Origin of the sequence: Rivularia sp. PCC 7116 (assembly GCF_000316665.1) — a bacterium.
Classification (GTDB): domain Bacteria; phylum Cyanobacteriota; class Cyanobacteriia; order Cyanobacteriales; family Nostocaceae; genus Rivularia.
In genome coordinates this window covers 6,919,710-6,935,744 of record NC_019678.1, presented here as the reverse complement: position 1 = coordinate 6,935,744, position 16,035 = coordinate 6,919,710, and the positions used below count along the sequence as shown (strand labels likewise).

The following is a 16,035-nucleotide window of genomic DNA, read 5'->3' as shown; positions in this document are numbered from 1 at the left end:
GACCCAGAAATGTCGATAAGGGGTTTATACTTAGAGACTAAGATATAAATTAAACAAGTAATCTTGTTATATAAACTTATATGAGCGGTATTTTCGGTATTATCAATGGCGACGGTAAACCTGTTGATCCAACTCTATTACGGCAAATGACTGATGTGATGGCACCTCAAGCTCCTGATGCTCAGGATATTTGGAGTGACAAACATATCGGTTTCGCACACGCTCTATTGCAGACAACTTGGGAATCACAAAAAGAACGGCAACCCTACAGTTTGAATCGAAAGGTTTGGATTACTGGGGATATTCGTTTGGATCGGCGTAATGATTTGATTGAACGGTTGCGTGCTTCTGGATGTAATTTAGGGAATGAGGCAACGGATGTTGACCTCGTTTTACATGCCTATCAGACTTGGGGAGAGACTTGTTTAGAAAGATTTAGTGGGGATTTTGCTTTTGCTATTTGGGATAGCACCGAGCAGCGTTTGTTCTGTGCTAGAGACCAGTTTGGCGTTGTGCCTTTTTACTATGCAAAAGTTGGTAGTGGTCTAATTTTTAGCAATCACATCAAGTGTCTGCAACTCCATCCACAGGTGTCGGATAGGCTCAACGAAGATGCGATCGCCGATTTTCTCGTTTTGGGCATGAACATGAATTTTGCCACCACCACTTTTGCCGATATCCAAAAGTTACCTCCTGCACACACGCTGATTTGGTCGGAGGGTGAGGTGCGCGTTCGGCGTTATTGGCAGTTGCCCAAAGAGGTTGAATATTTACGTTACAAGCGCTCGGAAGACTATGTAGAGCAGTTTCAGGAGTTGTTTGAAAGGTCTGTTGCTGACCGATTGCGAACTGATTCGGCTGCAACTCACCTAAGCGGAGGCATGGACTCTACAAGTATTGCAGCTACTGCTTATAAATTAATGACGGCAACTAGCTCCTCCGTAGATTTTCGGCCTTATTCAATTATTTATAAACACTTGATACCCGACAAAGAAGGAGACTATGCCACACAAGTCGCTGAAAAAGCTGGCTTTCCTCTTGAGTACCTTGTAGCGGAAGACTTCATCGGGCAAGCTCCTCAAGAACACCCAGAATACATCTATCCCGAACCTTTATTGATTCCTAGTCAAGTCGCTGAAGTAGAGATTACGCGGCGCGTAGCTGGGTACAGTCGGGTGCTGTTTGCTGGTTTTGGTGGCGACCCGGCACTTTATCCATCACGAGACTACTGGTGTAATTTAGTACTTAATGACCAACTGAAATATGTTATTCTTGATGGAGTGGGTTATCTCCGCTCTTTTGGCCGTCTACCGCCTTTGGGGTTGAGAACCCAATTGCGTCGATGGCTTAAAAGAGGGCAACAGGAAATTGATTTGCCCGATTGGTTGAACCCAGACTTCGCAGAACGAGCGAACTTGAAAGCCCGACTGCAAGAAAGATTTACTGTATCACCACAGAAAGACCGCTACGGGATGACCACTTCTCCCTTATGGTCGAATATCTTTGCCTGGTCAGATCCGGGCTTTACTGGCTTTCCGGTTAAAGTTCGCTTTCCGTTTTTCGATGTACGGTTAGTGGAATATTTGTTGTCGGTGCCGTCATTCCCCTGGTTGGAAGATAAATTCCTGCTACGGAAATCGATGAAAGGACTGTTGCCTGATTCGGTGCGGCTGCGGTCTAAAACACCTCTGCAAGGGTTTGCACATTACAACTTAATGCAGCAGCGAGGTATTCAGCCCTGGATGCAGGAATTGACTGCAACACCCCTGTTGAGTCCTTATGTCAGCAATGACAGGCTGTTGCAAAAACTGCAAGCCGTTGCAGAATTGACTCCTGCCACTTACCATCAGGCTATTCCAGCCCTGCAATTGGCATACTGGCTGCATCATCAACAGCGTCCGCAAATCAAGACTAGACCGAGTTTATCTCTAATTTGAAATTGAAATTAAGGAGTCTTTATCATGTCTCAAATGAATCAAAACGAAGTTACCAAGGCATACCACAGTCCTCAACTGAAGAAACTTGGTAATGTTAGTGAAGTGACACAAGCCAATGCCCCTAACTTTCCGTTTAATGGCTTCGATGGCGGTTCCTCACCTAATAATTATGCTTCGTAATTAAAACGAATCATTTTTGGCTTTAGCTAGTCTTGAAGAACGTTTTGGGGGAATTTGAGTTAAAGCTGTCTCACTATTAAGGCTGCGGTGTAAACATAAATCTTCTAGATAAGTTACACCGTTTAGATCCCCCCTAACCCCCCTTTTTTTAGGGGGGATTGGATTTCGTCGAGTCACTTGTTCCTTGTAAGACGGCAAGGAACACACAGTTGAATGCTCTGGCTTCATTAATTGCGAGGCAGAGCCTCATGAATTGCGTTCCCAGGCTGAGCCTTGGAACGAGAATAATGGATTTAAAGTCCCCCTTTTAAAGGGGGATTTAGGGGGATCTTACTAGATGTGTGTACACCCCTGCTTAATATGCTGTATTACTTACAACAAAGTATTTTAGATTGAATGAATAATTCCTTTAAATATAAAGTTTATGGCTTAACGCTACAATCTAACCGACCAATACCTGGTTTAATTCCTGCTCAAGCTAATGCTCCGGTTGATGTCTGGGTTGATTTAATTGGGGAATCCCAACCTTCCTCAGCAGAAGTAGAAAGTATTAGCTCTGGAATCAAGGTAATTTCCAGAGATGATGGCAACTACTTAAATTTGTGGTTCCGCGGTGAGGGACAACTTGATTTTGAGATTAACCCTCAAGGCGATCGCATTTGGGCAACTTGGACTTATTCAGTTCTAGAACAAGTGAGTGCGCTGCTGTTGGGACAGGTTTTGGGTTGCACTTTGCGGTTACGAGGTACTCTTTGTCTTCATGCTTGTGTGGTCAGAATTGGTCAGCAGGCTATTGCAATTGTAGGTCAAAGTGGAGCGGGTAAATCAACCACAGCAGCGGCTCTTGTTAAACGGGGATACTCTATTCTCTCCGATGATATTGCCGCAATAAACTATAGCGCTAGAGATTGGTTAGTACAACCCGGTTATCCGCGTCTGAGATTGTGGCCAAAATCTGTTAATGCTCTCTACGGCTCACAAGATGCTTTAGATAGAATTTTCAGCTTTTCTGAGAAACGCTTTGTAGATTTAACAAACAATAGTGAATCGCAGTTTTATAACAAACCCCTCCCCTTAGCAGCTATCTACGTTTTGGGAGAAAGGCAATCCGAATTTACTACACCGAAAATTGAACCGATTCCCCCAATGACAGCGGTGATGAATTTGATGACACACCGCTCAGTAAGCCATTTAAAGTTAGCTGCGGATAAACAAGCCCAGGAGTTTGCTGGTTTAAGTAGCTTGGCTGGGAAGGTGCCCGTGAGAAAAGTTATTCGCAGCGATAATTTGGAGGCTTTACCACAATTATGCGAGGCGATTGTGGAAGACGCGAGCAATATAATTACGCCAGAGAAATGCACTCAACCCTAACAGAATCCCTTGATGTACTTTTACCGAATCTGGAGCCAACATTAGCTACACCTGATGCAGTATTGGGTTTAAAAGCATTGGTTGGTAATTTAGCGCCGATTCTGCGGGGTGGTTTTGAATGTCGTCTCAATGTCAATGCTCCGGAGGTAGATTTACAGCAGTGCATTGTAGGAAGCGAAAGCGAGTTAGTGTTATTGCGGGAGTTGATTGCAACTGCTACCTCAGAGGGTGGAGAATCTGCACATCCAGGTTGGTTTCGATTAAATGATTTCTTAACTGAGTGGTCATCATCATTATCCCCACTCCATAACAGCATAACGGAAATTTGGTTAGAATTTGATATTGATAAATCATATCCAATCAACTTAATTACTTGTAAATCCGGAAATACCCCACCCGCCCTAAAGGGCACCCTCCCCTTATCAAGGGGAGGGTTGCTCCCGGATGCAATGATAACCAATCATCCCGACTTGATATCATCAGCTTCTCTACCCATTCCTGCGATTTTTTTCGGTTTGCAGCAAGATGTATCACCAGCAGTTGAAACCTATCCCATCGCCACAAAATCCCTGGATTTACTTTTAGGAGATTCGGGTTGGTGTGAGTGGAAAGAAAAACTCTATCGCTGTTTTAAATCTTGTCCTGATAGAGTATTTATCAGTCACATTGGTGCGATGTTATCCCGAAATGCACCAGCTTTGCGAGTCAATGTCAAACGTTTGCAACCACAATTGCTGATTCCCTATTTACAAAAAATTGGCTGGCAGCATGAAACAAATGAACTAGAAGCGTTGATGAAGCAGTTGTTTGGTTTAGTGGATAGAATTACAGTTTGTTTGGATGTAGGGAAGCAAATTTATCCGCAGATTGGTTTAGAATGTATTTTCCTCAATCAACCGGATTCTGAATCTCGCTGGAATACCTTCTTCAATTATTTAGTAGAACAAGGTTTGTGCGAACCACAAAAACGAGATGCATTGTTAAAATGGTCGGGTTTTACTAATCCGATTAACGCTCAAGCACCTTGGCCAAATAATTTAATTGTTGATTCCCTTTTGCAGCCAAGGGAACGTTTTAGCGTATTTGAACGCCGATTAAGCCATATTAAAATATCTTGGCGTAAGCAAGGTCAGCTTTCAGCTAAAGCTTATCTTTGGTTTGAACATCAATGGTTATCTGGAAAAATTTAACATGAATGAAATGACGGTTAATTCGGAAGCAAAATTCGATTTAGATAACTTTTATTCTCAGGATTCTATTAGTGAATGGAAGCAGATTATCGGCGAAGATTTACATTACCATTTTGGTTATTTTAGCGGTTCTGAAGATTTAGAAACTGGTTTAAAACAAACAGTTAGAAATTTTTATCCTTATATTCCGACTGGTTCGCGGGTTTTAGACATCGGCTGTGGTTGGGGTGGACGAGCTAAGATGTTAATTGCAGAGCGTAATTGTTCTGTGACAGGGATTTCATGTAGCGCTGCACAGGTAGAATATTGCCGGAGCCTGGGTTTAAATGTGCTGCAACAAGATTTAGACCAAGATATAGATGAATTACCTGACGAATATGATATAGTCTTCTCCTTAGAAATGATTTCCCATATTCGCAACAAAGCTCAGCTGTTACGGCAAATGCGTTCTCGTGCATCACGCTTAATTTTGTCAGAAAGTTGCGCTGCGGATAGCTATTCAGGAGAAAGATTAACCTTTGGTGGTTCTATAGTTCTTTGCAAGGTTTCCGAACTAGTTCGGGATTTGGAATCAGCAGGTTGGAAAATAAAGTTTATGCAAGATAGACGATTTCAATCCCTACGAACTATAGCGCTATGGAAGCAAAATCTAGATCGCGTTTATGGTGATGCTCAACCTCCAGGGCAATTAGGTACCCTTCGCAGTTTAGTTGATATCGCCTTGCAATCGCCTTTGAGGTGGTGTCAGTTATTTCCGCTAATTGATATTGTGGCAGAATGAGGGAAGAAGAATGAGTAAATTAGCTAATAACCAAACTGCGCCTTTAGAATTTAATCCGCGCTCGCCACAATTTCGCGCTAACCCCTATCCCACTTATGATTATTTGCGAACTCATCACCCAATTTACTATCGATCCGAACGAAACGATTGGGTGCTGACGCGTTATGATGATATTGTAGAAGTCTTTAGAAACCCTAGCTTTGGTCGTTCGCAGCAAAAACCAAAACTACAAACTGCAAACCAACAACCAATAAACCACTTCTTGTCTCTACGTCAGGAAAGTCAACAACTGATGAAGCTGTGGTTAGTACTACTCAATCCTCCCGATCATACTAGAATCCGTCACTTGTTGCGTAATCCCTTTACTCCATCGCGGATTCAAACATTGCGATCGCACATCAGTGCAAATGTGAACAATTTCATCGATGGGGTGAAAAACTCGGGAAAGGTAGATATAATTAAGGATTTAGCATATCCCCTTGCCCTGGGTGTCAACTGTAAGATTTTGGGAATTCCAGAACAAGAATGGCATCCCCGTTTCAAACAGTGGTCGGATAATTTATCGATTATTGCAGATGTGGATGTGACTCCCATCGCTAACGAACAAGGTTTGTTGACAATAGCTGGTTTGGCTGAATATTTCCGCAGTTGGATTGCTAAATGCCGCAGTTGTTCTCAACCGCAAGATAACTTGATAGGCTCGCTAATTGAAGCAGAAGCTAATGGTGAAATTAGCGAAGAAGAACTCTTAGGCACCTGCATCTTTATGTTTGCTGTGGGACACTCTTCAACAGCAAATTTAATTGGTAACACCATACTGACATTACTCAATCATCCGCAACAACTATATCTGTTACAAGCAGATCCATCCTTGATTGAAACAACCATCTCAGAAGTATTACGCTATGAAAGTCCGGTTCAAGGTATCTCCCGCACAGCACTATCTGATATTCAATTATCAAATCAAACAATTCATCGAGGTGAAGTAGTCAATTGTATCATCGCTGCTGCAAATCGAGACCCCGCAAAATTTCTCGAACCCAACAAATTTGATATTAGAAGGAAACCCAATCCTTACCTTTCTTTTGGTCAAGGAATTCATAATTGCATCGGTAAACACTTAGGTAGATTAGTCGCAGAAATTGCTGTTGGTACCGTAGTAAAACGTTTACCTGAGTTATCCATAGCAACCGAATCTTTTGAATGGGACGATTCTTTTCTTGGACGCGGTTTGAAATCTTTGCCAGTTATTTTTTAATTTATAGCGTTTTTCGGTTGAGCCAAATACGTAATGGGCAGCCTGCCCATCATTTTTTTCAAATTAATCTGCTATATCAGAAAAACTTAAGAATTATAAACCAACCAGCGCATAGCCCAATCCTGCTTATGCGCTGCTTTGAGTTGTTCAACCGTGAATCTTAAACCAACTTCAGCCCCAAGTTTAACGAAGCTTTCTAACTCAGGGGTATTACTTTTAATTAAAAGTCTTTTTTTTAACTCTTCATCCACCCGTAATTTTTCGATAAATTGTAAAGCAGTTTGCACAGACATTAGTTTTCTTATTTAGGAAAGATTGACTTCTATTGCACGTTCAAACATCGCATAGCGATCGCGCACGTCTGGAGTATCATTAAGAACAAATCCTTCACATTCCACCCAAGCGTGGGCTTCAAATTTCATTGCTTCTCGTTGCACCCCTATCCGCAATTCGGACTCAATTCCCTGGTGAGCTAACAAACCCCACAACACTAAGGATTTTTTCAGACAGTTAGCCCAAGGTTGGTAATATCTTGCTGCCAAGCGCACCATGGCAATTGTTTTAATAATTTGGGAGTGGCGAAGGCTATTTTCAACCGGATTTTTTGCACTTGCTAACAGTTGTGCTAAACCAGTTTGAGTACGCTTTAATCCCCAAAATTTTAAGGATATAGCTACTAGGGGCAGCAACAGAAACGCTTGCAGCAACAACCAACGCGAATTGCCGTCTAGCCCCCAAATTCTGCGACATTTACGAATTACTAACTTCAACCAATTCATTTGCTAATAATTCTTCAATGAGGTTTTTTACATCTTTCTGTAACAATTCTGGCTCTACTTGATACTCAACTTGCAAGGCATCGATGGCGCTCTGGATGGAGTCTTTCTCTATCAGGGTTTGCCACATCCGAGTACCAATGTCATCCAAGCTAAAATACTGTTCGGTTTTGATATTAAGCAATACTGACTCCCCTGCCAAGTCTTGAGCCAATACATTTGGTGCGGTTAATATTTTCTGCTCTAATGAGAATTGTGACATTCTTTTTTGTAATTATCGAGATTGTTTCCTGCTATAATTACTTAATTTTATTCAGTTATCAAGTATTATATTTGACTTTAACCCTTAGTAGCGTTTAGTACTAAAATCAGTTGATATTGACTATAGTAGTTTGACCACCCTCCTCTAATAAACTCGAAAGCTCACCACGGCGCAGGGCAGGAAAAAAGAAGTTTCATGGAGATAACAATCAGGAGCGGCATAGGAGTAACAATTTTTCCCTATTACCCATTCTCAATTACCCATTCTCAAAAAATAGGAGCTAGAAACTAATTCCTAACTCCCCTAAAGAAGTAGCACTGCTACGTCTCTAAATCTAATTTTTAACCAAACTTAATATCCGCCTTCTTCTTCGTATTCTGGCTGCTTTTCTTTGACTTTCTTGGGAATGTTAATTGGTTTTGGTGCTTCTTCGTCTTCCCAAGCGTCTTTTTCTAAGTCGTCGTCGTAGGTGTCGTAGTCTTCTTTATATGCTTTAGTTGGGAAAGGCTGGGGTGATGCTTGATACTTATCTTTACCGGTTGCCTCGCTCCAGTTATCAGCTTCTTCTTCTTCGTAGCGGATAGTTTCTTCTTCGTATGGGCGTGCTTCCATTACTCGACGACGGGGGGCTTCTTCGTAAGCGTCGTCTTCCGTCCAAACTTCTTCTGCTACAGGTTCTGGGCGGCGTACTCTAGGCTGGGGTGCTTCTAAGGGTACTCCCGTTGGCAGTTGATTTTCTGGTGCTATGGTTTTAGGAGTCGCATTGTAGTATTCGTCTTCGCGCTCCCAAGGAGCTTTACCAATACCTAAACGTTCTAATACACCAACACTTAATTGAGTAACCCTTTCTTCTGCTCCTTCAAATACTATCAGCCGGTTGGGACCAACGCTGACTACTTCGTCCATTGATAGTTCATAGGTACTAAGAACTTGGTCTGGTATTTGTGGCAGCCCTAAAGAAGCAATTACTATAGATGTAATTCTACCGCTGATACCGTCAAATTTGAAACCGCGTACTCTTCCTAATACGTCTCCGGCTTCTGTAATTACTTCCCAATTAACTAAATTGCTGTAGATTTCGGTATCTACGTCTTCAATCACGTCTTCGTTATCAACCAAAATCACGTCGCCGATTTGGTCAATACTACTCAAATACATATAGCGCGGTATTCCAGAAACGGAGATCAGGCTGTCTCGTAAGCCAAGTGCCACAACCTCTCGTCTATCAATATCTACCCACAGTTGGTTGACGATGCCGAGCCTTCTCCCGTTATCGCGGGTGATTACTTGGGTGTTTAAAATATCCGAGCGTCTAATAATTTGTTCAGAGGTCATTATTTACCGAGTCCCGATCTCGAATCCGGTTTATCTATACACTATTATTAACAGATACTCAAGCAGAAGTATTGTCGGTTTTTAACTTAATCCCTAAAACTTGTGTATAAGCTCCTCGGGCTTGAGTTACTCCGATTGTACGTTCGGCTGATTCTATCATTGGGCGGCGCAAGCTTACAACTATAAATTGTGCGAGTTGTGCCTGTTGCTTAATCATTTTAGCTAATCGTTCTACGTTTGCCCCGTCTAAAAACATATCGACTTCATCAAATGCGTAAAATGGCGATGGGCGATATCTTTGTAGAGCAAAAATAAAGCTTAATGCTGTTAGTGATTTTTCTCCTCCTGACATAGATGCTAAGCGCTGTACTGGCTTTCCTTTGGGATGCGCGACTAAGTTTAAACCGCTGTTAAATGGATCTTCTTGATTATCTAATTGTAAGTAGCCATCGCCGTCGGAAAGGGTGGCAAAAATTGATTTAAAGTTTTCGTTTACAGCGTCAAATGCTTCTTTAAAAGCTCTTTGTCGTAGAGTAGTAAAATTTTCAATTCTTAATAATAATTCAGTTCGCTCTGCTTCTAATGTCTCTAGTTTTTCGCTAAGTTCTTCTAAACGTTGTTGGGTGCGATCGTATTGTTCGAGAGCTAACATATTAACTGGTTCCATCGCTTGTAAGCGTTTGGAAAGAGACTTTAATTCCTTTTGTAGCTCTTCTAAATTTACTTTTTCGGGTACTTCAGGTAAGGGGTTCGGTAATTCCCCAGAAATGGTTTGTAATTCTGCTAGCACTCTATCCAATTCTTCGCGGCGATTTTGCTGGCTTTCTTGCAGCTTTTGTACTTCCCATTCCAACTGTTGTTGGCGTAGCAATAGTTGGCGCAGCTGGGCTTCCACAGCATCGCGTCTTTGTTTTTCTTCGCCTAAATTCGCTTCCATTTCCTGCATCCGCTGGCGAGTTTCGGCTAGAGTTGCTGTTAAGTTGGCTTCTTGTTGCTTGAGGCTATTAATTTGATTTTCTTGGTTTAATTGCTCTTGCTGATATTCTTCAACTCGTCGTACCCCTTCTTGAATTTTCTCTTGCAATACTTGTTGTTGAACTTCAATATTCTTTAATTTTTCTGTTTGCTCTAGTAAAGCTGTATCTTGCTGCTGTAATTGCTGCTCTTGACTTTTGATTTTGGCTTGAATTTGCTGCCATTCGCTTGGGGTTTGCGAAGCTTCTAATTCGGATAATTCGTTACGTAGCTGCTGTAATTGTTGCTCTTGTGACGGTAATTCTTTTTCTAATACTTCCAAACGGGATTGAGCGGTGTTTAATTTTTCTGTATTTTGTGTAAGTTGACTTTTAGCATCTTCTACTCGCTTAGTTAAACCTTGAACTTCTTTTTGTAATTGTTCGGCTCGTAACTGCTGTTCTCTTTTCCCCTGACGAGTTTCGGTAAGCTGGGTAGATAATTCTTTGGTTCTTTCAGAAAGAGTAATAATTGCTTCATTACAACGCCCTAAAACTCTTTCAATTTCTACCAAACGATTTCTCAAACCCTTGACTTCTTCCGATTCGGTTGCTTCAACGGTACCAAATCGTAAAGTCGAACGTTGAGTAACGCTACCACCAGTCATTGCACCGCTGGTTTCTAATAATTCCCCTTCTAAAGTTACTATGCGGACTTTTCCTAAATGATTTCTAGCTAAATTAATATTTTCAAATACAACCGTATTCCCAAAAACATAAGCGAATACATCATCGTAACGGGGTTCGCAACCGATTAAATTCACCGCATAATCAATAAAACCATTGGCATATCGTAGATTACCAGATTCATTAATACGGGGCGCTCTAATTTTATTTAAAGGTAGAAAAGTTGCCCTTCCGGCTCTCCTTTGCTTGAGTAATTGAATTCCGGCAGCACCAACGCTGTCATCTTCTACAACAATTTGTCCCAAACGTCCACCCGCAGCAGTTTCCAAAGCTAGCTGAAAATTTGGTTCTACCCTTCCCAATTCCGCAACCAAACCGCAAACACCAGGTAAACCAGATTGCAAAATAATTTTACTAGCGTGGGTTCCTTGAGCTTCTTGCTGTGCTTGGGCTTGAGCTTCCAATTTATCAAGCTGCCGCTGTTTGTCTCTTTGTTCCTGCAACAACCGCTTTTGAGTTTGCTGTTGAATTTGTAATTCTTGTTCGGTTGCGGCTAAATTCTCAGCTAAATCTTGAATTGGCGCAACGGTAGAATTAAATCCAACTTGAAATTGCTCTAGCTGGCTTTGTTTTTCAGCTAACTGCGGCTCTAAACTTTGAACTAATTCGGTTTGTTCTTGAATTTGTTGCTGTAACTGGCTATTTCTTTCCCTTAACTGCGCCCTTTCCGTGCGCTGTGGTTCCAAAGTTTGCAATACAGCTTCAACCTGATGGTTTAAATTCGTTTGCTGCACTACCCAAGCTTCCGAAGCCGAAGCAATTTCGGCAGCAGTTTCCCGAGATTTTTCTAAAGTTTCATGGATTGACTCGCGCTGACTTTGTAAAGCGGCAGAATTCCGCGTTTCTGCTTCTTTTTGCCCTGCCAACTCAGTCAAATAACTTTGATTCTGCTGAATTTCCTGCTGGGTTTGCGTCACTTTTATCCCAGCTTCAGCCCGCGCTGCTTCTAATTCACTTTGACGACGTTGAACTTGCTTGTATTCTGCTTCTTGAGTCGCCAACTGCGATTGTACTTTTAACAGTTCATCTTCACCCAAAGCCTTGACGCGAATATTTAACTCCTCAAGTTCTTTTTGCTTTGCCTGAATATTTTCATTCACCTCACCCAACTGCCGATTATTCTCCGCAAGAGTGCGATCGCCGTCTTGAATTTGCTTAGATAATTGTTCTTGATGCCTTTGTAAAGTGCGCCAAGACAGCACAACTTCCCACTTCTGCTTTTCTAGAAAATCAATTCGCAATCTTTGATATTTTTCCGCCTTCGCTTTATCTTGAGAAAGCCTTTCGCACTGCGTAGTTAATTCCGTTTCAATAATCCGACAGCTATCTTCTTTTTCTTTAACTTCTTCTAAAGTCTTCTTTGCTTGATTAATTTTCCTATCAAACGCTGCAACCCCTGCTAACTCATCAACAATTTCTCGTCGCTCCCGAGGTTTCATCGAAATAATATCAGTAACGTCCCCTTGCAGAACAACGTTATATCCTTCAGGGTTTATACGGATATTGCTTAACTCTTCGTGTACCTCAGTTGCATTAGAAGAAATTCCATTAATGTAATAACTTGATGAATAAGTACCTTGCTTAGTCACCCTTAATCTACGGGTAACGCTCCAATCGGGAATGCCAGGTTTAGCTCGAATTTGCTCCCGACGATTTTTTATTTCCTCTTCTTCCTGCTCCTTGAGGGCTTTATCTTCTGCTTGCTCTTGAGTTTCTTCTACAGATTCTTCCGTTTCCTCTACAGATTCTTCCTCAGTTGTGGAACTTTCTTCAACCTCATCAACCACTACATTTGAAACAATTGGCTCGTCATCAAACTCATCAGAATCATAATCCGATAAATCAAACGTCACCGTGACGCTAGCTTCCACAGTAGCGCGAGACTTACTTATTTGACTTGTGTTGACCAAATCCGGAAGCCTACCAGCACGCATACCTTTAGAACTCGAAAGCCCTAAACAAAATAGCAGCGCATCAAGAATATTAGACTTTCCCGAACCGTTAGGGCCAGAAATCACCGTAAACTCCGGCAGTAACGGCACCGAAGTAGTACCACCGAAAGACTTAAAATTGGTGAGTTCCACGCGCTTAATATGAACCATAGGCGCTGGTTAATGCAGAGGGTTGAAAGTTCAAGTGTACCAGTGAAAGACCCATTAGAGTTAGGGAATTAGAAATTATTGAAACACACAATACATGAGAAGTAGACGTTTATTTAACAAAGGATATTAGCACCACCCTGGAAATACGGAAATATTTATGTATCTTAAAAAAAGCTGATTTTTTGAAATAATTTTGTTTTTTTCACCGTTGATATGTTTAATCATCCCTTTTTTCAAGCTTTATGCGGTGCATTACTAGCTGCTGCTGTTGGATATTTAATCAATCAGTTACCTGCAATTAAACAATTTCCCGGTAAAAACATTTTAGTTGTCAAGCTGACAATTGAAGCCATTATTTTAGTAGGAATTTACAGCTTATGGAATACGGCAGAAGAAAAAAGTCATGAATTACAGGTTTTGCTTGTAACCGTCGGCGGTATAGCTTTGGTGTTTTTAATTTGGCATACATTCAAATTAATTTGGATGCTGCGAAAAACAAAAACCGACAACAACAGCACTGATAATACTACAACAGAATTAAAATCCCCGGACGATTGGCGGCGAGAATTATTGAAAGTTATGAAGATTGAAGTCGAAACTCGGTTAAATGACTCGCTTTACGATCATCAGATAATTCGTATTGCAACAGAAGATAGAAATAAAGAAATTGGAAGAACTTCTGTAAATGCTTCTACAATTAACAAGCAACCTTCTTTAAAAGATAAATTACTTCAACCGTTGCGAATTTTAGAAGTATTTAGGGGTGGTAAGACGCAATTAGAACCAGGAAAACCGATAATCAAAGTTTTTGAAGAATCCGATATTGCAGGAAGATTATTAATTTTAGGTAATCCCGGTGCCGGGAAAACCACTTTATTGCTTGAATTAGCCAGAGATTTAATTACACGTGCCCAAAATAATTCAAACTATCCGATTCCGGTGTTGTTTGAGTTGACAAACTGGCGTGACGATAAACAAATTATCAGTAATTGGTTACAAGCTGACTTAAAATTTCGTTACAATATTCCCGAAAAAGTAACCCGCGAGTGGTTGAGTACGGAAAAACTTGTACCTTTACTAGATGGTTTGGATGAATTAGGTTTAACTCGACAAAAAAAATGTATTGATAAAATCAACGAATTTTTGCAAAGTAATTCTAGTTTGTTGCAATTAGTAGTCTGCTGTCGCGAGGAAGAATATCAACAAGGAGAAGCGATATTAAATAATTTACGCGGTGCTGTTTGTTTGCAACCGTTGAGCGAACAACAAATTAAAAGTTATTTACGAGAATTGAAATGTCAGCATTTGTGGCAAGGAATCAAAAACGATGCTGATGGTTTGGGAGAATTAGCAAAAACGCCTTTATTTTTAAACTTGATTCCCGTTGCTTATCCAGATGGTTTGGTGAGTAAAAGTAAAAGATTTAATTCTGAGGATGAAAGGAAAGAATATCAAGATAAATGTCGGCAGAAATTGTTTGATAAATATATAGAAAGAAAATTAGAAGAACATCACGATAGAAAAGGTTATAAAGCTGAGGATATTAAGCGGTGGTTGATATGGTTAGCGAAAAAGATGAATGAGCATAATTTAAAGGAGTTTTATATTGAGGATATGCAACCGAGTTATTTGGAAAATCGAGTACAACGACTAACTTACTTATTAATTTATGGTTCAACTATAGGTTTGATTTATGGATTGATGTGGATTTTAGTAGGGTTGATAGGCTTGGGCTTTATTACTGGTTTGATTTATTTATTATTTTATGGATTTAATTTTTTTATTACGTATCAATTTTACACATTAAGTATTGATTTAATTATTAGTTATTTTGTTGATCTGATTTTAGATTTTATCCGCAAATTAAAACTTGAACTTTTGACAATCTTATTATTAGGTGTTTTCTATGCTTTTTTCGGAACTATATATTATATAGTAGAGGAAATTTTTAGTAAAAATAAGAATATTTATTTTTTTAAAAAAATAAGCTTTAAATTCAGATTATCATTCAAAAACGGCATAATTGGAATCATTGCTGGGTTAGTAATTGGAATAGGTTTAGCTATTCAGAAAAATCGCAGTATCTTGATGTATGTTTCTTTTTACGGAACTCTTTTTGGAATCCTTGGTGTCTTACTTTCTGGAGTCAGATATAGAGCAAATGATGATAGATTGAAAACCTATAATATTCCTAACCAAACGGTTATCAAATCATTACATAATAACATTATATTTTCTATATTTATAATGTTATGTTGTATGTTATTTGCGGCAATATTTGCTGCGATCGTAGGGGAAAGTCAACCTATTGAAAGAATCTTAGCATCTAGTATTTACTGGACGTGGATTGCAACAGCATCATTAAGTGTTGTTCCCATAATTAAGCACTTCTCTGTACACATAGTATTCTGGAAAAGTCGCTCAATCCCCTGGAACTATACCCGCTTTTTAAAATACGCAGACGAGCGCAAATTAATCAACCAAGTTGGCGGACGTTTTACGTTTATTCACGATAAGTTACAAGAACATTTTGCGGGGATGTGAAAAGAGTAAAATATAAGTGATTCAAACCGCAGAGGGCGCAGAGGACGCAGAGGAAAGAAGTGAAGAGAGAATTAAATATAAGATAATATTAATTATGATGAAACTTAAGTATAAAATGATAATTGAATGGTCGGAAGAAGATAATTGTTTTTTAGTTGGTTTTCCTGGCTTTCCCGGACAAAAATGGCGGACTCATGGCGACACTTGTGAGGAAGCAGTTGATAACGGAACCGAAGCTAATAAATCTTTAGTAATAGCTTTTCAATCAACTGGTGAATCTCTTCCCGAACCAACTATTAATAAAGCTGCTGAATGATAAATTGCAACAACATTTCGTTAGGATGTAAATGGCTACATACAGCGCGTAATGCATTTGTTACCAAAACAGGGCAACCGCGAACCTTGGATAAGCCCACAAAACTACGCATTAGATAAGAAAATGATTCGTCATAGCCCTATTAAGGATGGTGTGCTAACTTTTGTGAATCCTGTTAAAGAATAATTTTATACACAGTTTTAGACTTAAATTATGACCAAAGTAATAAAAATAGATTATTCAATATACTACTCGTGCGATCTAAAAGTATTTTCTCCTAAAA

The 16,035-nt window shown here is 40.1% G+C and carries 13 protein-coding genes; 8 read left to right on the top strand and 5 right to left on the bottom strand.

The genetic code is table 11. The annotated features are described in order from the left end of the window. The first annotated feature begins 80 nt into the window (after positions 1-80). The 6 genes from RIV7116_RS26680 to RIV7116_RS26660 all read left to right on the top strand — a co-directional run bounded on the left by RIV7116_RS26680 (position 81) and on the right by RIV7116_RS26660 (position 6,717). On the top strand, positions 81-1,937 hold the full coding sequence (locus RIV7116_RS26680) for an asparagine synthetase B (RefSeq protein WP_015121442.1): 1,857 nt from the start codon (positions 81-83) through the stop codon (positions 1,935-1,937). 24 nt (positions 1,938-1,961) lie between these two features. Continuing rightward, a complete protein-coding gene (locus tag RIV7116_RS36100; RefSeq protein WP_015121441.1) occupies positions 1,962-2,117 on the top strand; it encodes a lasso RiPP family leader peptide-containing protein in 156 nt (51 codons plus the stop codon). A gap of 396 nt (positions 2,118-2,513) precedes the next feature. Further along, positions 2,514-3,488 (top strand): serine kinase of the HPr protein, regulates carbohydrate metabolism, encoded by a 975-nt coding sequence (locus RIV7116_RS26675; protein ID WP_015121439.1) that lies wholly within the window; start codon positions 2,514-2,516, stop codon positions 3,486-3,488. Further along, positions 3,425-4,678, top strand: a complete 1,254-nt coding sequence (locus RIV7116_RS36625) for a hypothetical protein (RefSeq protein WP_198287556.1) — start codon at positions 3,425-3,427, stop codon at positions 4,676-4,678. Before RIV7116_RS26675 ends, RIV7116_RS36625 begins: the two co-directional genes overlap by 64 nt. Before the next feature lies 1 nt (position 4,679). Then, positions 4,680-5,459, top strand: coding sequence for a cyclopropane-fatty-acyl-phospholipid synthase family protein (locus RIV7116_RS26665; protein ID WP_015121437.1), 780 nt, complete (start codon positions 4,680-4,682; stop codon positions 5,457-5,459). A gap of 10 nt (positions 5,460-5,469) precedes the next feature. Next, on the top strand, positions 5,470-6,717 hold the full coding sequence (locus RIV7116_RS26660) for a cytochrome P450 (protein WP_015121436.1): 1,248 nt from the start codon (positions 5,470-5,472) through the stop codon (positions 6,715-6,717). Between the two features lie 86 nt (positions 6,718-6,803). On the opposite strand, the gene RIV7116_RS26655 is transcribed toward RIV7116_RS26660, so the two are convergent. The 5 genes from RIV7116_RS26655 to smc form a co-directional block, all read right to left on the bottom strand. Beyond that, positions 6,804-7,010 (bottom strand): Nif11-like leader peptide family natural product precursor, encoded by a 207-nt coding sequence (locus RIV7116_RS26655; RefSeq protein ID WP_015121435.1) that lies wholly within the window; start codon positions 7,008-7,010, stop codon positions 6,804-6,806. 12 nt (positions 7,011-7,022) lie between these two features. Beyond that, entirely contained in the window at positions 7,023-7,496 is a 474-nt protein-coding gene (locus RIV7116_RS26650; protein ID WP_015121434.1) for a lasso peptide biosynthesis B2 protein, read from the bottom strand. Continuing rightward, the gene (locus RIV7116_RS26645; protein WP_015121433.1) at positions 7,468-7,755 is read right to left on the bottom strand and encodes a PqqD family protein; all 288 of its coding nucleotides are present in this window, start codon (positions 7,753-7,755) and stop codon (positions 7,468-7,470) included. The genes RIV7116_RS26650 and RIV7116_RS26645 overlap by 29 nt, the downstream gene beginning before the upstream one ends. A gap of 351 nt (positions 7,756-8,106) precedes the next feature. Then, positions 8,107-9,090: a PRC-barrel domain-containing protein gene (locus tag RIV7116_RS26640; protein ID WP_015121432.1), complete on the bottom strand. Its 984-nt coding sequence runs from the start codon at positions 9,088-9,090 to the stop codon at positions 8,107-8,109. Between the two features lie 58 nt (positions 9,091-9,148). Then, positions 9,149-12,892 (bottom strand): chromosome segregation protein SMC, encoded by a 3,744-nt coding sequence (gene smc, locus RIV7116_RS26635; RefSeq protein WP_015121431.1) that lies wholly within the window; start codon positions 12,890-12,892, stop codon positions 9,149-9,151. Positions 12,893-13,105: 213 nt separating this feature from the next. Between smc and RIV7116_RS26630 the strand changes: the two genes are divergently transcribed. Further along, complete coding sequence (locus RIV7116_RS26630) at positions 13,106-15,436, top strand: NACHT domain-containing NTPase (protein ID WP_015121430.1); 2,331 nt, start codon at positions 13,106-13,108, stop codon at positions 15,434-15,436. Between the two features lie 94 nt (positions 15,437-15,530). Further along, positions 15,531-15,752 (top strand): type II toxin-antitoxin system HicB family antitoxin, encoded by a 222-nt coding sequence (locus tag RIV7116_RS26625; RefSeq protein ID WP_044292391.1) that lies wholly within the window; start codon positions 15,531-15,533, stop codon positions 15,750-15,752. The last annotated feature ends 283 nt before the right edge of the window (positions 15,753-16,035 follow it).